14 protein-coding genes are annotated in these 24570 nt (G+C 59.2%); 9 read left to right on the plus strand and 5 right to left on the minus strand.

The genetic code is table 11. From position 1 onward, the window contains the following. The 9 genes from rpoC (at position 1) to NG895_RS12845 (ending at position 18696) form a co-directional block, all read left to right on the plus strand. The gene (gene rpoC, locus NG895_RS12805) at positions 1-4377 is read left to right on the plus strand and encodes a DNA-directed RNA polymerase subunit beta' (protein WP_252852899.1); all 4377 of its coding nucleotides are present in this window, start codon (positions 1-3) and stop codon (positions 4375-4377) included. Between the two features lie 141 nt (positions 4378-4518). Next, positions 4519-4887: a 30S ribosomal protein S12 gene (gene rpsL, locus NG895_RS12810; protein WP_252852900.1), complete on the plus strand. Its 369-nt coding sequence runs from the start codon at positions 4519-4521 to the stop codon at positions 4885-4887. 92 nt (positions 4888-4979) lie between these two features. Beyond that, positions 4980-5450 carry a 30S ribosomal protein S7 gene (gene rpsG, locus NG895_RS12815; RefSeq protein WP_252852901.1) on the plus strand — a complete coding sequence of 157 codons (471 nt, stop codon included), beginning with the start codon at positions 4980-4982 and terminating at the stop codon, positions 5448-5450. Positions 5451-5567: 117 nt separating this feature from the next. After that, complete coding sequence (locus tag NG895_RS12820) at positions 5568-5774, plus strand: tautomerase family protein (protein WP_252852902.1); 207 nt, start codon at positions 5568-5570, stop codon at positions 5772-5774. Between the two features lie 39 nt (positions 5775-5813). Continuing rightward, positions 5814-7940: an elongation factor G gene (gene fusA / locus NG895_RS12825; RefSeq protein WP_252852903.1), complete on the plus strand. Its 2127-nt coding sequence runs from the start codon at positions 5814-5816 to the stop codon at positions 7938-7940. 197 nt (positions 7941-8137) lie between these two features. Next, positions 8138-8983 (plus strand): exosortase-associated EpsI family protein, encoded by an 846-nt coding sequence (locus tag NG895_RS12830; protein ID WP_252852904.1) that lies wholly within the window; start codon positions 8138-8140, stop codon positions 8981-8983. A gap of 357 nt (positions 8984-9340) precedes the next feature. Further along, positions 9341-11011: a sulfatase gene (locus NG895_RS12835; RefSeq protein WP_252852905.1), complete on the plus strand. Its 1671-nt coding sequence runs from the start codon at positions 9341-9343 to the stop codon at positions 11009-11011. A gap of 296 nt (positions 11012-11307) precedes the next feature. Then, entirely contained in the window at positions 11308-12525 is a 1218-nt protein-coding gene (locus NG895_RS12840; protein ID WP_252852906.1) for an Lpg1974 family pore-forming outer membrane protein, read from the plus strand. Between the two features lie 444 nt (positions 12526-12969). Continuing rightward, positions 12970-18696: a dockerin type I domain-containing protein gene (locus NG895_RS12845; protein WP_252852907.1), complete on the plus strand. Its 5727-nt coding sequence runs from the start codon at positions 12970-12972 to the stop codon at positions 18694-18696. An 84-nt stretch (positions 18697-18780) separates the two neighbouring features. On the opposite strand, the gene NG895_RS12850 is transcribed toward NG895_RS12845, so the two are convergent. The 5 genes from NG895_RS12850 to NG895_RS12870 all read right to left on the minus strand — a co-directional run bounded on the left by NG895_RS12850 (position 18781) and on the right by NG895_RS12870 (position 24556). Next, positions 18781-19143 (minus strand): carboxypeptidase-like regulatory domain-containing protein, encoded by a 363-nt coding sequence (locus NG895_RS12850; protein WP_252852908.1) that lies wholly within the window; start codon positions 19141-19143, stop codon positions 18781-18783. 28 nt (positions 19144-19171) lie between these two features. After that, positions 19172-20227, minus strand: a complete 1056-nt coding sequence (locus NG895_RS12855; protein ID WP_252852909.1) for a DUF1559 domain-containing protein — start codon at positions 20225-20227, stop codon at positions 19172-19174. A 156-nt stretch (positions 20228-20383) separates the two neighbouring features. Then, positions 20384-21394, minus strand: coding sequence for a S66 peptidase family protein (locus NG895_RS12860; protein WP_252852910.1), 1011 nt, complete (start codon positions 21392-21394; stop codon positions 20384-20386). A gap of 71 nt (positions 21395-21465) precedes the next feature. Then, on the minus strand, positions 21466-22413 hold the full coding sequence (locus NG895_RS12865) for a M14 family zinc carboxypeptidase (protein WP_252852911.1): 948 nt from the start codon (positions 22411-22413) through the stop codon (positions 21466-21468). A gap of 58 nt (positions 22414-22471) precedes the next feature. Beyond that, complete coding sequence (locus tag NG895_RS12870; protein ID WP_252852912.1) at positions 22472-24556, minus strand: serine hydrolase; 2085 nt, start codon at positions 24554-24556, stop codon at positions 22472-22474. Positions 24557-24570: the final 14 nt, after the last annotated feature.

Raw genomic sequence — 24570 nt, forward strand, 5'->3', positions numbered from 1 at the left:
ATGAGCCTGCTCGAAACTTCCAACTTCGATCGCATCAACGACTACGCTTCGGTCAAGATCAGCCTTGCCCGGCCGCACGACATTCGAAGCTGGTCGTTTGGCGAAGTGAAGAAGCCGGAAACCATTAACTACCGGACCTATCGTCCGGAGAAAGATGGTCTGTTCTGCGAGCGGATTTTCGGTCCTGAAAAGGACTGGGAATGTGCCTGCGGAAAATACCGCGGCATGAAGTACAAAGGTATGATCTGCGACCGCTGTGGTGTGAAAGTCACCCATAGCCGGGTGCGTCGTAAGCGGATGGGCCACATCGAACTGGCCGCGCCGATCGTGCATATCTGGTTCTTCAAGGCCATGCCCAGTCGCCTGGGGTCGCTCTTGGCTATGAAGACCACCAGCCTGGAAAAGGTGATCTACTTCCAGGACTACGTGGTTACTGAGCCCGGTGACACTGCGCTGAAGCCGCAGCAACTGCTGACCGAAGAAGAGTACCGCGCCGCTCGGGAAGAGTACGGCGAGGGAGCTTTCGAAGCCGACATGGGTGCCGATGCGATTCGCAAATTGCTGGGTGCTCTGGACCTGGTGAAGCTGTCGGAAGAGCTGCGTGTGGATCTGAAGGAAACCGGCTCGAAGCAGAAGGCCAAGGACCTGATCAACCGCCTGAAGACCGTTGAGGCCATCCGTGATTCGGACAACAAGCCGGAGTGGATGGTGCTGGACGTCATTCCGGTAATTCCCCCCGATCTGCGTCCGCTGGTGTTGCTGGACAGCGGCAACTTTGCCACCAGTGACCTGAACGACTTGTACCGTCGTATTATCAACCGCAACAACCGCCTGAAGAAGCTGGTCGACCTGAATGCCCCCGAGGTGATCATTCGCAACGAGAAGCGAATGTTGCAGCAGTCGGTCGACGCGTTGTTCGACAACAATCGTTGCAAGCGTCCCGTGCTGGGTAGCTCGAACCGGCCGTTGAAGTCGCTGACCGACATGATCAAGGGTAAGCAGGGCCGCTTCCGCGAGAACCTGCTGGGCAAGCGTGTTGACTACTCGGCACGTAGCGTGATCGTGGTTGGTCCGACTCTGCGTCTGCACCAGTGTGGTCTGCCCAAGAAGATCGCCCTGGAGCTGTATCAGCCATTCATTATCCGCCGGCTCAAAGAGTTGGGGCACGCCGACACGATCAAGTCGGCGAAGAAGATGCTGGAGCGGAAGGACGAGGAAGTCTGGGATATCCTCGAAGAGGTGATTACCAACCACCCCGTGCTGCTGAACCGGGCGCCCACGCTGCACCGCATGGGTATCCAGGCATTCGAGCCGATCCTGGTGGAAGGTAACGCCATTAACCTGCATCCGCTGGTTTGTAAGGGCTTTAACGCCGACTTCGACGGCGACCAGATGGCGGTCCACTTGCCGCTGTCGATCGAAGCTCAGGTCGAAGCTCACACCCTGATGATGAGCACGCACAACATCTTCAGCCCGGCGAACGGTGCCCCGATTATCAGCCCGTCGCAAGACGTGGTGATGGGTTGCTACTACATCACGATGAACGTGCCCGACTCCAAGGGCGACGGCATGGTGTTCAGTTCGCTGGAAGAGGTCGAGATGGCTTACGCTGCCGGCAAGGTCGGCACGCACGCCAAGATCAAAGTTCGCCTGCCCAGTGATCGTTGCCTCCGCGAAGAGATGTACGTCGAAGGCGCCAAGGGCAAGGTGATTGACACCACCGTCGGCCGGGTGATGTTCAACATGATCCTGCCTCAAGGCATGCCGTATTACGACGTGGCCCTGCGGTCCGGACAGTTGTCTCGGGTGATTAGCGATAGCTATGACTTCCTCGGTCGTCGGCAAACGATTGACCTGCTGGACGACATGAACCGCATTGGTTTCCGCCAGTCGACACTCAGTGGTCTGTCCTTCGCTACCGATGACCTGGTGACGCCGGACAGCAAAGAGAAGATCCTGGCCGCTGCCGAAAAGGAAGTGCTGAAGCGAAACAAACTTTACCAACGCGGTATCATCACCGAGGGCGAGCGGTACAACGGTGTTCTCGACGCCTGGACGCATGCTCGTGAAGAGATTACCCAGGCGATGATGAGTGCCCTGGAGACCGACTTCCGCGATGGCGGTTACGTCAATCCGGTGTACCTGATGGCGCACTCCGGTGCTCGTGGTGGCGTCGAACAGATGCGTCAGCTTGGCGGTATGCGTGGTTTGATGGCCAAGCCGAGCGGCAAGATTATCGAGACGCCCATTAAGGCGAACTTCCGCGAAGGACTGACGGTGCTCGAGTACTTCAGTTCGACCCACGGTGCTCGTAAGGGTCTGGCCGATACGGCTCTGAAGACTGCCGACAGTGGTTACCTGACTCGAAAATTGGCCGACGTGGCGCAGAACGTGGTGGTCACAATGCACGACTGCCAGACCACCCAGGGTATTACCAAGGGTATTATCTACCGGGGTGAGAAGGTCGAAGTGAGCCTGGCCGACTCGATTAAGGGTCGCGTGAGCCGTTCGAATATTGTTAACCCGATCACCGACGAGGTGATCGTGAGCGAGAACGATCTGATCACCGGCGAGATTGCTCACAAGATTGAGGAACTGGGGCTGGAGAAGATTCAGGTTCGCAGTGCCATGACCTGTGACGCGCCGCTTGGTATCTGCCGGCTATGCTACGGTATGGACCTTTCGACCGGTTCGATGGTCGAAGAGGGCATGGCCGTTGGCATCATTGCCGCTCAGAGTATCGGTGAGCCGGGCACGCAGCTTACCATGCGTACGTTCCATATCGGCGGTGTGGCCACCGGCGATTTGGAGAAGAGTGACATCAAGGCTAATAAGGAAGGTATCGTCAAGTACGCCCGACTGAAGGCCGTGGTGAACGCCGAAGGCGAGCGAATCGTGCTGGCTCGCAACGGTGAGCTGTCGCTGGTGGACGACAAGGGTCGCGAGCTAGAGAAGTACGATGTGCCGACTGGTGCCCATGTGATGTTCGAAGAGGACACCAAGGTCAAGAAGGGCGATGTGCTCTGCGAATGGGACCCCCACTCCATCCCGATCCTCGCTGAAACGGGCGGTCGTGTCCGCTTCGAAGACCTGATCGAGGGCGAGACGATTCGCTCCGAAAAGGAAGCGTCAGGTCACGTTCGTTACCTGGTGATGGAGCACAAGGGCGACCTGCACCCGCAGATTGTGGTGGAAGATCCCGCGGACGGTAAAATCCTCGACTTCTACTACATGCCTGAGAAGGCGTACCTGGAAGTCAAGGAAGGCGACACCGTTTCGCCGGGCTCGGTACTGGCCAAGACCCCGCGCGAGTCGGGTGGTACGCAGGACATCACCGGTGGTCTGCCTCGGGTAACGGAGATCTTCGAGGCGCGCAAGCCGAAGGATCCTTCGGTGATCGCCGAGATCGATGGCGTGGTCGAGATCATGCAGGAGAAGAAGCGGGGCAAGCGTTCCATTATCGTCCGCAGCGAAGGCGGCATCGAACGCGAGCACCTGGTGACGCAGAATAAGCATCCGCGGGTGCACACAGGCGATAACGTCAAAGCTGGCGACTCGCTGGTGGATGGACCGCTGGTGCCACATGATATTCTGCGCGTATCCGGCGAAGAGGCCGTGCAGCAGTATCTGACTCGCGAGATTCAGAACGTCTACCGCAGCCAGCGTGTGGACATCAACGACAAGCACATCGAGATCATCGTTTCGCAGATGTTGCGGAAGGTGAAGATCGAGTCGCCGGGCGACACCGACCTGTTGCCGGGTAGCGTAGTCGACAAGTACGACTTCCGCATGGCCAACGAAAAGGTCGCACAGTGCTTGAAGATCTCCGACAAGGGCGATAGCGACTTCGAAGAGGCTGCTATCGTTCCCAAGGATGTTCTGGAGCAGGCCAATGCCCAGATCGAGGCGCTTGGTGGATCGCTGGCCAAGGGTTCCAAGCCCAAGAAGGCCACGGCAGCTACTCAGCTGTTGGGCATCACCAAGGCGTCGGTGCAAAGCCAGAGCTTCATCTCTGCGGCCAGTTTCCAGGAAACCACCAAGGTGCTCACCGAAGCTGCCCTGGCAGGACGTACTGACCACCTGGTCGGCCTGAAGGAAAACGTGATCCTGGGCCACCTGATCCCGGCTGGTACCGGTTTCCGCACGATTCAGGAGTCGGAGGTTCGGATTCGACCCGAGGCCCTGGAAGCCTTGGCGGCCGAGAAGGCCTCGCTGCTGGAGCGGAGCTTCCCGCTGCTGGAATCAGGAGTCCCCGACGGGGTCAATGGCGACATTCCTCCCACCGTCGGCACCATCCCGAGCAGTCTGGACGCCCTGTTGGGCAACGACGGCGATTCGGGCGGCGGCGACGATTTGGGCAACGAAAGCCAGGAATAACGGAATTTCGGCCTGCCGCCGGCTCCGAATGGCCGGCGGCGCGGGCCGTCCCGTTGACGCCTGGGAAAAACCCCTTATATTGAGTGATTCTCCCTCGTTCGGGAGAGCCAACCGTAACCATTCAATCAGCGTGCACTGAGAATGCCAACCATCAATCAACTTGTCCGTAAGAACCGCAAAGCCAAGCGGAAGTTCTCCAAATCGCCCGTTTTGGAGAAGTGCCCGTTCAAGCGAGGCGTTTGCCTGCAGGTTCGAACCATGACGCCCAAAAAGCCGAACTCGGCTCTGCGGAAGATTACCCGTGTGCGTCTGTCGAATGGCAAGGAAGTGACGGTCTATATTCCGGGCGAAGGCCACACCCTGCAGGAACACAGCATCGTGCTGGTCCGAGGCGGTCGGGTTCGCGACCTTCCGGGTGTGCGATACCAGGTGGTCCGTGGTGCACTCGACACCCTGGGCGTCAGTGGCCGCAAGCAAAGCCGTAGCCGCTACGGTGCCAAGAAGGGTTAGTCCGCTGCCGGCTGTCAGCAATTGGCTGTCGGCCAGACATTGTTCCTTGCGAATCTAGCGTATAGCTGAAAGCCAATAGCCGAGAGCCAAATATGGGTCGTATCACTGCCAGCCGTAAACAACTCAAGCCCGATCCGATGCATGGATCGCTCTTGGCCGCGAAGTTCATCAACTACCTGATGCTCGACGGCAAGAAGAGCACCGCGCAGCGAGTGTTCTATGATGCCCTCGACGTGATCAAGGAGCGCGTGCCGGACGAGGAGCCGATTGAAGTCTTCACCCAGGCGGTGGAGAACGTCAAGCCGGCCATCGAAGTCCGTAGCAAGCGTGTTGGTGGTGCAGCCTATCAGGTGCCGATGCAGGTCAATCGCACCCGTCAGCAGTCGCTGGCCATCCGCTGGATCCTGATGGCGGTCCGCGAGAAAAAGGGCCGTCCCACGCACCTGAAGCTGGCCGACGAATTGGTGCAGGCATTCAATCGCGAAGGTACCGCGATGACCCGCCGCGAAAACGTGCACCGCATGGCCGACGCCAACCGGGCATTCGCTCACTTCGCCTGGTAGGCCGGTTTCCGCAGCCCCCCGCGAGAAGTCACAGGGTCAGGGGTCAGAGATCAAGGTTCTTGTGGTAGAATCTTGATCTCTGGCCCCTGGCTTTTTTCATGCGCTGGACGGATTTTTATGCCCTACGTCAACCTGCAGCTCACCAAAGAAGGTCTGACGCGTGATAATAAGGCGGAGATCGTTCGCCGTATCACGGAGGTGCTTGTCGAGGTGTTGGACAAGCGGCCAGAGCATACCCATATCATTATTGAAGAAATAGAAGAGGAAAACTGGGGATTCGCCGGTATGCTGACGGACGATTTTCGGAAGCTCCCGAACGATTGAGACTACAGTGCGCTGGGCGTCCTTGGCGGTTAGAGAATTATGGCCACCGACATAACAAAAATTCGCAACATCGGCATCATTGCCCATATCGATGCCGGTAAGACCACCGTCACCGAGCAGATGCTGTGGGTGAGCGGTGTGAAGCATCGCGCTGGCGCCGTGGATCAGGGCACCACCACCACGGATGACGATCCCGAAGAGGGGGAGCGTGGCATCACCATCTATTCTGCCTGCGTGCAGTTTCCGTGGAAAGAAGTGAACATCAACCTGATCGACACGCCGGGGCATGTCGACTTCACGGCCGAGGTGGAGCGTAGCCTGCGGGTGCTCGATGGTGCCGTGGTGGTGTTCAGCGCCCGCGAGGGTGTCGAAGCGCAAAGCGAGACCGTGTGGCGGCAAGCCAACAAGTATGGTGTACCTCGCGTAGCGTTTATCAATAAGCTCGACCGCGAGGGGGCCGACTATTACGCGGTGGTCGATGAGATCGAGAAACGCCTCGGAGCGACTCCCGTAGCGCTGCAGATACCGATAGGGCAGGGCCCCCCCCATACCGACAATCCATTCCGCGGTGTGATCGATCTGATCAAGATGAAGATGCTCACCTTCCCCGGTGGCAAGGAAGATGTTCGCATCGACGTGGAGGACATTCCCGAAGAGCACCTGCCCGAAGCGCAACTCTACCGCGAGAAGTTGCTGGAGTCCCTCTATGACTACAGCAACGAACTGATGGAACTGGCGTTGGCGGAGGAAGAGATCCCCGAGAAACTCATTCATAAGGTGCTCCGCGACGCAACGGTCCACCAGCAGATTCAACCTCTATTGTGTGGCTCGGCGCTGCATGGCATGGGAGTACAGCCGTTGCTGGACGCCGTGGCAGCTTACCTGCCGAACCCGCTGGAGATGCCTCCGGTGGCGGGCACCGACCCAACCGGCAAGGCGGGCAAAAAGAAGGACGACGACGAGCCGAGCAAGATCTACCGTAAGCCTGATCCATCCGAGCCGTTCTGTGGATTGGTGTTCAAGATCTTGCCCTACAAGACGGGCGACTTGTTTTGGGTTCGCATCTACTCGGGCGAGCTGAAACCGAACAGTCGGGTGCTGAACGCCGGCAAGAACAAGAAAGAAAACGTCGCGCAACTGTGGCGGATCCATGCCTCGAAAAAAGACGAGCAAGTGACCGGCGCACAGGCAGGCGATATCGTAGCGATTATCGGTCTTCGCGAGAGCATCACGGGCGACACTCTGTGCGATACCCGCGAGCCGATTTTGCTGGAGTCGATCGAGTTCCCCGAGACGGTCATCTCCATGGCCATCGAACCGGAGAGCACGGCGGACAAAAAGAAGCTGGGCGACGTGCTTGACATGCTTCGCAAGCAGGATCCCACCTTCGCCGCAGTGGAGAACGAAGAGACCGGGCAGACCATTATCAGCGGCATGGGCGAGCTGCACCTGGAGGTGATCCAGCATCGATTGCAGCGCGACTTCAATCTGAACGTAAAGGTCCATCGTCCACGGGTGAGCTACCGAGAAACGGTGGAAAAGGCCGTGGAGGTGACCGGCGAGTGCAATCGCCTGATCAACGGTGTGCAACACGCGGCGAGCGTCCGGTTAAAGGTGGAGCCGTTCGTCGCCACCGGCCCATTGGCTGCCCATGCGCCGCCGGTCGTGGTATCGATCGATCCCAATCAGAATCTACCGGGCGAGTTCCTGAACGTGGTGATGGAGGAACTCGAGACGGCAGCGTCCGGTGGCGGCACAATCGGCTTCCCGCTGATGCGGCTAAAGGTAACAGTGCTGGGTGGCGAAGTGCACGAAACCGACTCGACCGACATCGCGTTCCGTACCGCGGCAAACCACGCGTTCGACATGGGCCTGCGAGAGGCAGGCCTGGTATTGCTGGAGCCGATCATGAAGCTCGAGCTGTCCACGCCCGACGAGCATGTCGGCGACCTGGTGGGCGATTTGCAGCAACGACGAGCCATTATTCACCAAACGGAAACCCGCGGTACGGACACAGTGCTGCATGCCGAGGCTCCGCTAGCCAACCTGTTTGGCTATTCAAGCGCAATGCGGAGTCTCAGCCAGGGACGGGCGGGCTGCTCGATGACCCCCAGTGACTATGGCCCGGCTCCAGACGATGTGGTGAAGAAATTTATGGGCGAGTGACCCGCGCGAACCGTACGGTCGAACCGTTCGTATCAAATATGCCGCGGTAGCGATCCAAAGCCCGCTTCTGAGCGGTCCTGCGCGCTTGACACTCCCGTGAGCACCGCCTACCGTGAAAGTTTACCCCCACCGCCTTTGCGGATTTCCCCGCCGCACGGCGTCGTACCTACATCCTTGGGATCCACGGCGGACCTTCCATGCTCAAATACTTGCCCTTCATCGTTGTCGGCCTTGTCCTCATTCCACTCACTTACGTGCAGTGGCGGATGATGGATTGGGTATGGACTTCGAACGTACCTGCCCAGCAGTGCGCTTACTTGCTCCAGACGGAGATCCCGCAGGAAATTGGCGATTGGGTTGGAACAGATAACCCAGTTGATCCGGAAGTGAGGAAGACTGCTGGTGCGGATGGCTACATCAGCCGCACCTATGTCAATAAGAACTCCCCCGACCAGCGCGTTACTGTCTGGCTCATTGTTGGCCACTTCCGCAATGTGTCGCGTCACACCCCCAACATTTGTTACAGGGGTGCCGGTTACGAACAAGTCGAACGCGCCAGTGTCCAGCCCTTTGTTGTCGAAGGTATTCCAAAATCGAAGTTCCGGACAGCTAAATTCAAGGGAGCTACCAACCAGGGGCAACCGGTCTACGAGCGCGTGTTCTGGGCCTGGTGGAAGCCCGAACCTCTGGGCGATGGTCAGACGGTCGAGGACGTGAACATTGCATGGACCTCGCCCGAAGATCCCCGGCTGGAATATGGATTCTGTCGTGCATTGTACAAGCTGTACTTCACCGCCGTTTCGACGGAAGAGGAAGCTCCCATCGACAGTGTTTGCCACGAATTTGCCGAAGTGTTCCTGCCCGTGGTTCACGAACGCCTCCGCGAGAGTGGTATGGTGATGAGGAACGACGACCTGCCTGACAACTACGAAGAAGTGCTGCAGCAGATGGAGCAGGCTAACGAGCAGGGCAAGAGCGAAGATGCCGAGCCTGCCGAGGCAACCGAGTCTTCCTCTGAAGAAGAGACCGCCGAGGCCGCCTAAATCAAGCCTCACGCAGGCTTGGTGACGTTTCTCCGGACGGAGCGCTTCCATCGTCGAGGTGGCGGTCTGCTGCTTGGTCCGTCTGCATCGATAGATAGCATATTGCCTGCCTGGGCCTCTGTGCAGCGCGCCCACGCATCGGGGGCATTCCTGGGCACCAATTCTGGACACGCCGTAGCTGCCAGGCGATGCCGGTCCGGGCGTTTGGCCCGGCGGATAGGGAACGGGTAGCACTAGTTGGGGAAAAACCCCGCCACTTATCGCATCTACCATGCCCCCCGGAAGTGTGTCCCGCCCACTTTGACTATAATGATATTGCTTGCTTGATTCTTCTCGCTCTCGATTTGGAGCACGACGATGCAGTACGTTTACAGGCGATGTGGTTGGTTGCTCGCACTCGGCGTGATCGTGGCGAGCGGTTCGTTTGCGGCTGCCCAGCCGAATATCGTGTTGATCATGGCCGACGACCTGGGATGGTGCGATACGAGCAATCCGCTCACCACCAGGGGGCATGCCAGCGACTTCTACGAGACGCCCGCCATCGATCGACTGGCGGCCGAAGGAATGGCGCTGACCAATGCCTACACCAATGGGCCAAACTGCGCCCCCACCCGCGCTGCGATCCTGAGTGGCCAATGGGCGCAGCGGCCAACAAACAACATTTACCAGGTAGACCATCTGAACCGCGGCGGTCCGGATACGTTGCTGGTGGGTCCTCGCCAGGGCCTGCCCCGCGGCGACGACGCCTTGCCGACCAAGACGTTTACCTACGCGGAACACCTGCGCGATAACGGCGGCTACGCCACGGCCCACGTCGGCAAGTTTCACGTCGCCACCTCCGGCCGGCCGATCACGCAACAGCATGGGTTCCTGGAGAACATGGGCGGCGGTCGAGCCGGTGCGCCAACCGCATACCATTGCAACGACGGTGAGTTTGGCCCCCACATCAGCAGCTCGCTCGACAGGTTCGCAGGCTTCTATAGTCAGGACTACGTCGACCGACACATCAAGCCTTACGCCAGAAATCAGTCGCCCGAGAGCATCGACCAGTTGGTGGGCACGCCGATTCATGTTTCGGATGCAATGGCCGACGCGGCGACATGGTTCATGGAGCAACACAAGACGAAGCCGCTGATGGTGCAATTTCACCCGTTCGCCGTTCATACGCCCATCGGCAACAAACAGGCACGCCGAGACCTGTTGGCCAAGTACCAAGCCAAGACGCCTGGTGACGAAGATCGCAATGCCTCGTTCGCCGCGTTGATCGAAGGCATGGATCAGAGCGTCGCACGGCTGATCGACTACCTGCAGACGACCGACGACCCGCGTAATCCAGGGCAAACACTCGATAAGAATACGCTGGTCATTTTCCTTTCCGACAATGGCGGCAAGCAACCGCAGTCGAACAATGGTCCGCTGAAGGGTCAGAAGGGCGAGCTCGATGAGGGGGGCATTCGCGTGCCGATGGTTGCCTGGAGCGGCAATCCCACGCTCGTCGACCGCGGCACCGTAAACCACACGCCCGTCTCGGGCATCGACCTCTACCCCACGTTCGCCGCGTTGGCGGGCGCGGGCCTACCTGAAGGAGTAACACTCGACGGTGCGGATTTGTCTGGAATCCTGGCCGATGCCGAGGCGACGCTCGATCGCGATGCCTTGTACTGGCACCTTCCAGGGTATCTGATTGGCGGCGGTCGCGATCAGCATCCGCAATCGGTAATTCGCGCCGGCAAGTGGAAGCTACTGTACAACTACGAAGATCAAAGCTTCGAACTGTACGACCTGGAGGCCGACCTGGCCGAGGCGAACAACCTGGCCAGTTCCAACCCGCAAATGGTTCGCGAACTGGGCGCCAGGCTCATCGAGTGGCTCGCCGACACCGCTGCCCCGCTGGCGACGGTGCGGGCCGGCGAGTTGGAAGTCGAAGCGGCGGGGCCCTACTACGCAGACGGCGAGATTCGCGAGGCCAGTGGAACTCTTACGCTCACGGCCGGAGACGAAGTACCGCTGGTACTACCGGCCGAGTAGTTTTCGCCACGCGATCATCGCAGGCATAAGCCTCCGAACAGCAATCCGCCCCCCCCGCCAGTGCTAGCACTGCCTGCTCGACGTGGGCCGCAGATTCCGCGCAGTTTAACTAACCGGAATATCTCGAACAATGCGAACAAGCCGTATGAGGTTCGCCGAAAAACTCTCGTAGTCGGCAGAACCGGTACAAACCCATAACCAGTGGGTCGCTTGTCGGACGCACAGACCCAATTGGATGCGTCCCACCGGCCAGCCAACTCTTTGGGGTGGTCAAGATTCATTAGGGGGGAATCGAGATGACAATTAGACTTTTCACGACCGGACTGCGGTGGTCGGCCATGTTGCTGACCCTGGCCGGCGGTTGGGCAAATGTTTCCAGCGCGCAACAATTCAACGACTTGCACCGCGGCGGATCCATTAACGAGCCGAAGTGGGAGCAACTGGCCTTCTGCTCCGACTGCAACTCCGGTGGGGCTTATGTAAGCGACGACTATGGCAGCGCCTATGGCGACGCACCAGGCTGCTGCGACGACGGTTGCTGTGGCAGCTGTGACCTGGAGTGCTGCGACACGGGTTGCTGCGATCCTTGCACCCCGCCGTGGGCGCATCGCACCGGGGTGTGGGGTACGTTCCTGTACCTGCACGCTACGGGGGCGGATATGCATCACGCCCAGCAACAGAACGGCACCGGCGGCGCGGGCACCACGCCGTTTGGCCTGATTGGCGTGACCGATCCCGATCACGAGCCCGGCTTTCGCGTGGGGGGCCAGGTGGCTTGCGACATGTGCACCAGCGTGGCAGTGAACTACACGTTCTTCGAATCGAGTGCAATCGATAGCCTCGACATCCCCGCCAACGTGGGTGGTGGTTTGGGAACGGTCGGATCACTGGTTCATCATCCGGCAGCCGACATCACCAGCTCGGCTGGCCCGGTGAATGCCGACTATGACCTGAAGATGCAGCTGTTGGACGCCGACTATCGACGGTTGTTCCGCGCATCGAACTGTGGCTGGATGAACTACTTCGTCGGTGCTCGCTATGGACGTCTGGAACAGGACTTCCGCCAGTTGGGTACTTTCGGTGGCTCGCAAGGTGGCGTGATCGACACCACTACCCAGATCGACTTCGACGGCACCGGCCTGCGAGTCGGCCTGGACGGCGAGCGGATCCTTGGCCATGGCTGCTTCTCGGCCTATGGCAACCTGTCGGCGAGTGCCCTGGTGGGGTCATTCCGCGGCGACTACCGCATGAATAACGCCACGACGGTCAGCGACCTGGCCATCGTCCGCTGGGAAGACGACCGTGTCGCTCCCATGCTTGAGTACGAGGTCGGCCTGGCCTGGACCAGTTGCTCGGGCTGCTGGCGGGCTAAGATCGGCTACACCGCCATTCACTGGTTCAATGTTGCCACAACGCCCGACTTCGTCGACGCCGTGCAGGCTGACAACTACGTGGACATCGGCGACACATTGTCGTTCAGCGGTCTGACCTCCAGCGTCGAATGGCGGTTCTAGGCACTTTTCGAGCGAAAAACCAGAAAAACACTGACAAGCACCAACGCCAGGACCGCCCATTTGGGTGGCCCTGGCGTTTTTTCGTTCGATCGGTGCGCACCACCAGCGACGCCGCCAAAATTTACCCACGCAAAACAGCTTCAATAACCCGCAAGGTCGTTGTAACGGCTTCGGATTTCCGATACTCTATCTGCTTGTGGGGTCGGAGGCCCAAGCCCTGGTATTTCTTTCTCGGGGGCTGGGGGAGGCTGCTCGACCGTGCACGGACGGTCATATATTGCGCGACGGACCGCTTGGTTGTCCGTCGCTGCACATCTCAATCGGGGGAGTTGCGGCGGCGGAACTTGGCACCAAGTTTTGCTGCTTAGAGGTCCACTGATGGCACGCCGTCCGCGCTCGAATTCTGCCCGTCGTTCTCGCCTATTCCGCTCCGTCGATCGCGCAATGGAGTTCAAACGCAGTCGCACCTTGCGCTGCGAGCCGCTCGAAGAGCGTCATCTGCTGGCTGTGGATGTGTTCATCCATCCGGTAACGGGCAACATCACCATCATGGACCAGTCGGCCTTCAGCGAGGGCTCCGAGGTCCAGGAAGACAACAACGTCACGTTGTCGCTGGGCAACTTCGATCCTGACGGCGGCGAAGGTGCAGCGGCACAAGACGGCCTGCTCATCACTGACCCCTCTGGCGTAAATGCCTTGTCGTTTGGGCTACTGCAAGTCAGTGATACGGAGGTTTTCGTACCGCAAAACTTCGACTTCCAGATTGGGATCGGCCAGAATATCCAAGATGTGCTGACAGCTTTAATCGATATCGACCTGCAAAGCGGCGACGACGATCTAACCTTCTCGTTCGACCTGGACCTCGTACCAGTCGTCACGAACTATGACATCCACGGCGGCGATAGCAGTCAGTTTACCGACGTCCTACACATGCAAGGTACCGCGGGTGTGGCCGAGTCGGTGATTATCAACCCTAGCTCTGCCGATCCCGACGTGGTCGAGATCTCCGGCTATGCCGGCGTCGCCACGCAGTCGCAGGGCTTCGAACTCATCGTCTACGACGCGGCCAATCTCGACGACAATCTCGACGTCAACGTCGGTAACGGATCCGCCGCCGCTCGCGTGCAGGCAGCCACTTATGTGGGACGCGACGAAGTGATTTCGGGCACGCTACCCCGCATTCAGTTCGACGCATTGAACCAATTTACACTTATTTCCAGCACCGCCGACTCGACAAACACTTTTGTGCTCGAAGACCTGCAAGGTGCGGAGAACTATCTGTTCGATAGCCGGGCCAATGAGACGCTCATCGTCGAAGGCAGCAGCGATCGCGATGTTCTCACCGCCTCACTTGATGCTGCAGGCGACCTCCAGATCACCGGAGTAGTGAATACTCTCAATACGTCCGCAATGCAGGTCACCGATCAACTTCAGGTACGCACCCTTTCGGGCAACGACCAGTTGATCGTTGATGTCGAAGGCACGGATGTTATCCGCACGCCCATTTTCTTCGATGGTGGAATCGGATCGGACGAACTTCAAGTCATCGGCACATCCACCAATGGCGTGCAACAGATCACCTATACTCCGGGTTTACAACCGGATGAGGGCAAGCTTCTCTACGACACAGATCTGGTTGAGGCGGGGATCGATATGCAGATCGATTTCGATAACCTTGAACCGATCATCGATCTGGTACCCGCTCTGATACTCGACGTGCAAGGCACCGGCGCCGCGAATCAAATCACGTATGGTCCGGCACTTCCCGGACGTGGTTTGGTCTCGATCGACGGATTTGAGACGATCGCCTTCGAAAACAAAACCGGCCTGCAAATCTCCGCCCGCGGAGGCGACGACACCATCGTCATCAACAACTCCGACCTGCCTACGGGGCTCGAGAGCATCCAGGCCAATGGCGAAGACGGCAATGATACTATCCGCATCGAAGCCCTGCCCGATGCCAGTGCCACCAGCTTCGTCGCGCTGGCAGCGGACGGTGCCGGCGGCAACGACACCATCGACGGCAGTGCCATCTTGGTCGATACGCCGCTCAACCTGATTGGTGGCGAAGGGAACGATACCCTGCAAGGCGGTGCCAGCAACGATGGCCTGGTCGGTGAATCGGGCGACGATACCATCATCGACAGCCCTGGCGACGACATCATCAACGCCGGCCTGGGCAACGACACGTTTGTCGTACGTGGTACCTTCCTGGGCGAGTTGATCAGCGTCATTCAGGACGCTCCTTCGTTGGTAGTGGCCGACGACTACACCCTCTCGGTGCTCGGGCCCACACAGGGCGTCAAACAGGTCGGCAAGACGAACCTCGCACTGGCACCCGCCGATGCGGCAAACTCACCTACGCTCGAGCGAATCATCGTCGAAGGGCTCGCCGGCGACGATACCATTCGCGTGGGACATGCCGATGAGTATGGCGATTTGGATGCCAACAATGGCGTTCCCGGGCAGACGATCCCCTACGAGGTCGTGGGCAACGGCCCCAACGCCAGCGATCGCCTGGTGGTGCCGGACCTCGGCCTGGGCGACCTGGTGATTCAGCGACAGGGTGCCGACCAGCGCAGTGGATCGATCACCGTGGGCTCGCTGGCCCCCGTCGACTACTCAGAGATCGAGTTCGTGAACGTCACGCCGCTCGATCCCATTACGGGCGGTACAGGCACCGATGGAGCTGGTCGGTTGGTGATCTTCAAGGCCGATCCGTTCGAGTCGAATGATACCCGACCGAATGCCACCTTCCTGGGGTCTGGACCGACGATCAACATCGACCCGACCATCGATCCGGGCGGCATTCCAGAGTTCGGCGTGCCCGGCGATAACGACTTCTATCAGTTCGTCGCCCAGGAGACCGGCACGCTCGATCTGCAGCTCTACTTCGAAGAGATTGGCACCCTCGAAAACGGCCGCCCTGGCCTGCCGGTGAATGGCGACCTGGTTGCCACGGTGCTCGACTCCGATGGGGTTCCTGTCTCTATCGCCATGGCGAGCGACCTCGACGACCCCAATGGCATCAAGATCGGCAAGCGAGTTGTCGTGCCTGTGGTTCGCAACAACACCTACTACCTGCGCGTCGAAGGCCGCGCCGGCGACCAGGGTGTTACCGGCATCAATGTCTACAACTTCACCGCCATTACGACAGCTGCCCCCATCCCCGAACTGGTCGACCTGCAGGCCGATAGCGATTCGGGACGCAACAACACCGATGACGTCACCAAGATCGAGACGCCCACCTTCAACATCATCCTCGACGACGACCGCATCGACGAGTTCATGAATATCGATATGATGCCGGACACCGTGGACGACGATGCCCCGACGGCTGGTTTCGACTACGGCGTCGAGGTGTTCAACAACGCCACGTCGATTGGCTTCGCGTTCTACACCGGTGTCGGCAACATCTGGGAATTCACCGCCACGGCCGGCGATTTGAATGAAGGCGATTTCAACCACATTGCGGCCGCCGTCTGGATTCGCGACGCAGCAGATCCCGCACAACTGGGCAGGCACCTGCTCTCCGATTCGCTGCAGATCACACTCGACACGATGACACCGCCCGTCTCGTTCGGCCTGCCAAATGGCGTCAACGCCGAGGATGGCCTCGATGCCGATAGCGACTCAGGCGTCACTACCATGCCGATGACTTATGCCGATCGCGTGACGAGCGACACCACACCCAACCTGTGGGGATACGCCGAAGCGAACACCATCGTCCGCCTGTATCACGACGATAATGGCAACGGCATCATCGACCTGCTGACCGACACCTTCCTGGGAATGACCGTCGCGGTACCGTACGACGGCAACCTGGCCTACCCGGACGGGTACTGGGAGATCGAGTCGGTTCTCGACCTCAACGAGATCGTCGGCCTACCGAAGGACGGCCTGCGTCAACTATTGGTCACCGCCGAGGACGTCGCTGGCAACCCCATGCCGATGAACGACCAGATCGAAGATGGAGTGGACGAACTCGACATCTTCATCGACACCCAAGGGCCGCAGGTCTATGACCCGGCAGGCGCTACGGGGGCGGTGCATCCCACCGTAGATCCGGAGTACGACCTGTTCGATCCCAAGCCCTCGGAAAACGGCTTCACGCCGCTCACCAACCAGATCACGATCCATGTGCGAGATCTTCCTGAGCGATCCAATGCCGACCCGAATTTCCTGTACGAGGCCCTCAAGGAAGACATTGCCGAGACCCTGGGCAACTACACCTTGGTGGGAGACCATGTCGGTCACATAGGCATCATCGATGTCGACGTCATCAACGATGCACCGGCGGATGGCCAGGTTGCCACCGCAACGATCATTATCACCTTCGACCAGTACCTGCCTGACGATCGCTACACGCTGACCGTCTCCGATAACCTGGTCGATCCTGCCGGCAACAATTTGGATGGCGAATCCAATGCCACGGGTCCGTTGGACGATCCCACGTTCCCCACTGGCGATGGCGTGCCTGGCGGCGAATTCGTGGCCCGGTTCACCATCGATTCGCGGCCCGAAATTGGCACCTTCGTCCCATCGTCGATCACCATCGACATCAATGGCAACTTCGTCTGGGATCCCTCCAATGGCCAGATCGGCAACGACGCGACCAACGTCGACCTGACCTTCACCATGGACCGCCCCGACGTAGCGCCGGGTGGGTTCGCCACCCATGACACGGTGTTCGCCGGCAAGTTTGTGGGCGGTGGATTCGGTGGCGGTGGTATGGTGGCCGATCGGTACTTCGACCAGCTTGCCGTTTACGGATACTCGGTCGAGACCGTTGAGCATCGCTGGCTGATCGACCTCGACAGCGATGGCGTGGCCGATGTGTACAGTGCGCAGCCGCTGTTGGCCAACTTCAACGTGGCCGGTGCGCTGCCAATTGCCGGCAACTTTGACGACAACCTGGCCAATGGCGACGAGATCGGCCTGTACTACGCCGGCAACTGGGCGTTTGACTTCAACCACAACTTCGTGATCGAAGCGGGTGAGGTGGTCGCCAACACGGGACTATTGGGCATCCCGATCGTTGGCGACTTCGATGGCAACGGCATCGACGACGTCGGCGTGTTCAACAACAACATTTTCAACTTTGCCTTCAGCATCGGTGCTTTCGGGGCTTTTGGTGCGTTCGACTCGCTACAGTGGGGTTTCTCGGGAGTGCTCGAGCGCCCAGTCGCGGCCGACATGGACCAGGATGGCGTCGACGACATTGGCCTGTTCGTTCCACGCAACTCCTCGCAGCCGCTGCGTGAAACGGCCGAATGGTACTTCTTGCTGTCGGATGCTTTCAACACTGTCTTGCAAGAAGGAACGCTCAGCTTGCTCGATCACGCGTTCGAGCCGGTTCCATTCGGAGCCGATCTGTACGCGGAGTTTGGCGACGAGTTGTCACTGCCAGTAGTTGGCAATTTCGATCCCCCCGTCGCTGCCCAAACCAGTCCCAATGAGCAGAGCGTGGATGACCTGCCCGGCGACTACGATGGCAGTGGCACGGTCGACCGATCCGACTACGAAGTATGGAAGGCCAACTTTGGCCTTTCCGGCAGCGGCATCGCGGGCGATGGCAACAACGACGGCAACGTCGACCTGGCGGACTTCACCGTTTGGCGCAATCACCTGGGCCAATCCCTCCCGACTAATACGGTGGCCAGTAACAATCTGCCCGGCGACTTCGATGGCAACGGCACCGTCGATACGGGCGACTACTCGCTGTGGAAGGAATCGTTCGGCCAGGCCGGTACCGGTCTGGCGGCGGACGGCAATGGGGATGGCCAGGTGGACCTCGCCGATTTTACCGTCTGGCGGAACCACTTGGGCACCAGCCAACCCGTTGCGGCACTGGCTGCCCTGTCGACAACTACCGAAATTGTCTCTGCTGCTTCGTCAGGTACGACAACTACCGATGTAGCGACACCCAAGTCCGACACCACTGCCGAAGCCAAGGCCCTGGCGTTGGAGGGACTTGTGGACGACGAGAAGCCCAGCGAAGGGCCAACTTCGTACTTTGCTGACGCCGGCTTCAGTGATGGAGATGACTTACTCTTGCTCCGCACATCGAAGGACGAACAAGAATCAGAGTGGCCCGAAGAAGCCCTGGACGAAGCAATTCAGTCACACAGCAATGAATTGTTCGGACTGGCTATTGACTGGGGATGGTAAACGACCTGGCCGGAGCGATGGGTGATGGTCGCCCCAATGGCGATATTGTGGGCGAGCTACCGACCAACCGCCGTGAATCCGGCACTACATCTGCAGGTCCTTGGTAAAATCCTGCGGCTGCTCCACCTTCACCTGCAGCTTCGTGGTTGTCGCCTGGGTGTAGTCTTTGGGCACCGCCACGGGCGGATCCGGCACTGGGTCGCCCTCCTTCCAGCCTTCTGGTAGATGGACCGACGGGCGAACCACCACGTTATAAGTGCCAGGTGGAAGCGCTATTTGATAGCTTCCTTCGCCCTCCGTGGTGGTGGCAATCGGTCGACCGCCCCCAACAGGGTGGAATTGAACACTACACGGACCGACGGGGGTTGTGCCGACGGTTACGACGCCAGTGACAACGGCCATCGGGTCGGATGTGGAGCATCCGCTGAGCAGTAGCGCGGCGGCCATCGAAAAGGCCAATCGGCTGAAGCCAGGCCTATTCAACTTCGCCCCCGTTTCTCGATGCAAGTGCCAGGTAGACGTTGATGTTGATATCGTCCTGCAGGAAAGTCACGCTCCCATCGCCGTAAGCGAAGTTAACGCCCCCGGGGTGGAAGCTTCCAAATGGCAAATCGTTTACCGACAGCGATCGGCACTGCTCCACCGGCAAATCCTGAGGGCGATCCGTGGCGTTGTCGTGCCCGATATAGCAGCTGACCCTGAGATCAACATTCAGAGGCACATTGGCCGTCACGTTCTTCATCGCAAACAGTGCAGACACCGGCTGCGGACCCTTGGGAGTAGAGGCGCCAAATCTCCCTGGCGGCGGATCGGTAGGCTGGAGCCAGTACGATCCGATCATCCAGGCTCGTACGCCATACCATCGCTCGCCGATCATCATTGTATTACTCAGGCCGTCAGTAGCTGTGCGCAACTTAACGGGCCAATCCTGGATCATCAGGCCATCGTAGTTATTGTTCGCAAACGTTCCCGTCAGCGAGTTGGCAACACAGTAGATACCAGTCTGCCGAGTCTTGGGACACTCGCCCGTTCGACTGTAGTACGAACCCGAAACGCCCGAGTAGCTCATCTGCCGGCGATCTGCAGTTAGGTACTTTTCCTGTTGCGTTTTGATCTCTGGATCGCTGGGGCAGTAGTACATCGGCATGATCATCCGGTTCAATTCATCCATCGCCGAGCCATAGGCGTCACCACTGGCGGCGAATGCATCAATGGCCTGTTCGGTAACCACGCTGCCTTCGCAGTAGGGTAGCACCCACACCGGCCACCCCAGACCACTTTGTTGTTGGCCCGGAGCATTCACTCCACCCGGGGGCAGGGTTCCTTTGGCCGACTCATAATTCAAACAGGCCAGCGCGATGTTCTTGAGGTTGTTGCCACAGCTAAGTCGCCGTGCCGACTCGCGAGCCGCCTGCACCGCAGGCAGGAGCAGCGCCACCAGAATGCCAATAATGGCGATGACCACCAGCAGTTCGACCAAAGTGAAGCCGAACGCCAGTCGATGTCGACAATGGGGTTTTAGACGATCCATGACGAGCCACTTTCGGGAAAGCTGCGTTTGTAGGCGGGGATGAACTTCAGTACGTACATGCGCACAAATTCATCGTAGGTGAATTGCAGCAACTTGCGATGCGTGTTCGCGCACTTTTTTATGCGCGCCGCGCACATTCTTCTCACGCGAGCTGCTCTAGTCCTCGATTTGGACGGGTGTTTCAAGCAACTCGATCACGCCAGAGTCTGCGTCCAACCGCACTTTTACCCCCTCGGGCAGGGTGCAGTTGTTGGGCTGATGTCCCACCGGGAATCTCATCAGCACTGGGTAAGGCGCGTCCTGAAAAAAGTCGCGCAGTACGTCGTCGATGGTCCGTACTTCGCCCGAAGTATCTTCGTCGTCACGCCGGGTAAACGCGCCCAACACGATGCCGGAAACCTCGTCGAGCAAACCACCCGACTTGAGTGTCTGAAGCATGCGATCGACTCGATAGGGAGCTTCCCCAACATCTTCGATGAACAGGATGTTGCCGGCCGTTTCCACTTGGTAGGGCGTACCCATCATCGCGGCAAGCAGCGAGAGGTTGCCACCAATCAAGCGACCTTCAGCTTGCCCTGAAACCAAGGCAAACGGCTCCAGCTTCACGTCATCGCCGGGCTCCACTCCCAACGTGTAAGTCAATTGCGACGGCTTGTAGTCCTTAGCCAATAGCGCCCGCCAGAAGGTTCGCTCGGCGAATGGCGTCAGCCCTCCTTTGGAGCCCAGGCCATAACTGGCCACTGGCGAGTGGAACGTGATGAGCCCCGTCTTTTGGTGAATCGCCACATGCAGGGCCGTGATATCCGAGTAGCCGATCAGTACCTTGGGGTTCTGCCGAATCTTCTCGAAGTCGAGTAAGTCGAGAATCCTCGTCGCTCCATAGCCACCACCTCCGGGAAAAATGGCGTCGACCTCGGGGTCGGTAAAGGCCGCCATCAACTCATCGGCACGCTGCTGGTCGGTGCCAGCCAGATAGCCATGGGAGCGAAAGAGATTGTCAGGAATCTTTACCTTGAAGCCCATCGACTCCAGCTTCTCTTTAGCCCGCGTGATCGCCTCGCGCTGCAGCGGCTTGGCTGGCGCCACGATGACAATCGTATCGCCCGGCTTGAGTGGCCTGGCCTTGATGACTGACGGCGCCTCGTCGCCCAGACTCGTGTGAGACATTGTGGCGTTCAGGGCAGATACCAAGGCGAACAGAACAAAGGTGCGAATCATATCGGAGCTAACCTACGGTACTATTTCACGATCTTGTTGAGCGGCAGTGACTTGTATTGGGTGGACTCGATCTCGGAAAACGCCTGCTGATGAATCGACCGCAGGGCCGTCATCAACGTGACGTAGTGTAACTCGTCCCGCCAGACAGGCTGATCCTTGGGCCAGCCGCCTGCCTCCAGCAGCATGGTCGACGCGCCTTGCGCCTGCACCCACTCGCCGAAGGCGGTGGGCATGTATCCCGCCTCGTAGCGGGTGGAGTGTCCTGGCAAGAGCCGCTGCCCGACTGCAAACATCTCAATTGCCAACTGACGAGCGCGAATCACCGAGGGCGAGTCCGTATCGTCATAGTCGAGCGGGGGCGCCAGCACGCTGAGCACGGCTATCTTTCCCGTGTCGGTGACGGTCTTGTCCGCTCGTTGATTGTGGAGGTTGAATCCGTATTGCGGCTCGAGCTGCAGCACCACTTCGCGGAGGATCCGGCCTTCGGGCGTGTTCAGTTCCACCGCGTCGCGATTGATGTCGACGCCTTGGGCATTCTCTCGGGTCTGGCGGGCGGCCCCATCGGGATTCAGCATCGGCAGGACATGCAGCGTGCAATCCCCCAGAAAATCCGCGCCGCCGAAGGCCTCGTTGCCCAAGTTCACGAGCGTATTGAGTATCGACAGCACCACCGACGTGTGGGTCGATTCATCGCCATGCATCTGCGTCCACATGAAGATGCTTCGCTCGCCGGTTCCAATAGACACCAGGCGAATGGTGCGTCCTTCGAACGACTTGCCAAGAATCTTCTGACGCAATCGCTGGGGCACCTCTTTGCCGGCGCTCTCGCTCAACAGCGTCTGAGTCGCCGCGGCTACGTCCGCCTCGCGAAGCAGTTCGCTACGCTCCTGATCGATCTTGTACTCGGCGTACAGTTGGCGGAACGACTTGTCCTTGGAGACGAGTTCTTCAAAGGGAAACTCACGCATCACAAACTCGCAGTGGATTTCTTCTCGAGCCAAGAGATTCTGACAACCCGGAGACGGATTACTGAGCGGCGGCAGCAGTTTCCTGCACGGCCTCCGTCGACTCGGGATTCATCGACCAGACGTAGCGGAACAGGTTCCGCATGTCGGAATAGCGAGCGTCACTACAACTGGAACCCAGGACGACGCCGAAAGTTTCGCGACCGTTACGTTCGCCACAGGCCACCAAGCAAGCTCCGGCTGCCCCGGTCGTGCCCGTCTTCACTCCCAGGTAGCCTTCGTAACCCAGCAATCGATTCGTGTTGTTCCACACAACCTCTCGCTCGTAGCCCACTACCGAACTGACGGTATAGACGTGCTGCCGCGTGGACACAATCTCGCGAAGCAAAGGATGTTTCATCGCCTCGCGTGCCAGCAAGGTCATGTCCCAGGCGGAGGTCACATGCCCCTTGGCCGTCAGTCCATGGGGGTTCTTGTAGCCGGTGTTCTTCATACCAAGCCGCTCGGCTTCGGCGTTCATTTCGGCGATGAACCGATCGTAGCTGGTGCCATCCTCGTCCGGTCGAATCAACGCACCAAAGTGCTCGGCAAACGCCACCGAGGCGTCGTTGCCCGAGGGCAGCATCAAACCATACAACAGTTCTCGCACGGGCAGTTTTTCGCCCTCACGCACTGCGGAGGTCGAACCGGAAGTTTGGTCCGCCCGCTTGCTGAAGGTAATAGTCTCGTCAAGTGCCTCGGGATGCTCTTCGGCGTACTTCAGCACCAGATGGGCCGTCATGATCTTCGTGACGCTGGCCGGATCGCGGGTGCCGTTCTCGTTATCGCCAGCCAGCAACTCGCCCGTGCTGCCGTCCACGAAGCACCAGGCTTTGCAGGTAACAACCGGCGGGCCATTGAGCGATTCGCGCGGTTGCTTCTTGGTGTTCTTTCGTGCCACGGCTTCTTGCGAAGGTGTCGGTTCGTCTTCTGTCGCCAGCGGGCCCAGCTTGGCCCAGAAGTCGCGGTCGACGACACCAGTGGTCTCCAATCCCTCCTGCTTCTGGAACGCGAGCACGGCCCTTTCGGTGTTAGGGCCGAAATCGCCGTCTACGGACAAGCCAGGCGAAGGCTTCAGGCGGGCATTGAGCGTCCGTTGCAGCGACTCGACTAACGGGCCGGCGGCTCCCAACTCCAATTTGCGGGCCACTTGCACAGTCTTCGCTTCTGTGTCGCCGACGAAGTGCGAGTAGGCGGCTTTGGCGATTTCTGCCATCAGCAGCTTCGCTTCGTTGTCGTCGTCCCAAGTCTTGTCTTCATTGGCCGTGGTGAGCACCGAGATGGCAATCGGACCCGCTGGAGAGTAGATGATGCCCGCCTCGGTGCGGGTATCGCCAACGGCGCCCGTCTTGTGAGCAACCTTGGTGCCGTCGGGCAGGTACCGTGGTAGCCCCACCGTCGAGAGGCAATCGCCCATGTACTTGAGCACCAGATCGCTACGTTCCTTGTCGACGAACTCACCCGCGTCAAGCATCTCGAGCAGGCGGACCATGTCCTCGCTACTGGTGCTGCCGAGGCCGTACTTTTTACTTCGCTCCAGGTTGTTGGTTGTATCGCGCCGATAAACCTTGGAGTTCAGCCGGGTTGCATCGCATCCCAACTCGGCCATCAGTTCATTGGTCGCGTTAAGTCCGACCTGATCGATCACCAGGTTGGTTGCTGTGTTGTCGGAATAGGCAATCATCAGATGGATGGCATCGTGCAACGTCAACTCGAGCCCCGGCGCAAAATGCTCCGTGAGAATACCAGAGCCCGGCACCTGATCTTCTTTAGTTAGCTTGATGCGGCCGTCGAGGGACACGTCGCCCTCCTCCAGGGCCTTGGCGGTTGCCATCAGCAGCGGAAACTTGATCAAACTGGCGGTGGGCATGGCCACCGTTTCGCGATGTTTGAAGGTCTGCCCCGAGGGAAGATGGCGGATCATTACGCCCACCTCGCCTCGATGCCCCTCTATCAAGGGCTTCAACCGTGCCTCGAGTTTGGAGACATCGGGGATGGACTCCTTGCTGCTGGACTCTTCCGCCCAAGACGCGGGCATCGCACCAACCAAAGCCAGTAGCAGAACTGTGCCTGTAGCCAAAATCCAACGCTGCGGATCACTCTTCATATTTTCAATTCCTG

This window comes from Aeoliella straminimaris, from assembly GCF_024054565.1.
Taxonomy (GTDB): Bacteria; Planctomycetota; Planctomycetia; order Pirellulales; family Lacipirellulaceae; genus Aeoliella; species Aeoliella straminimaris.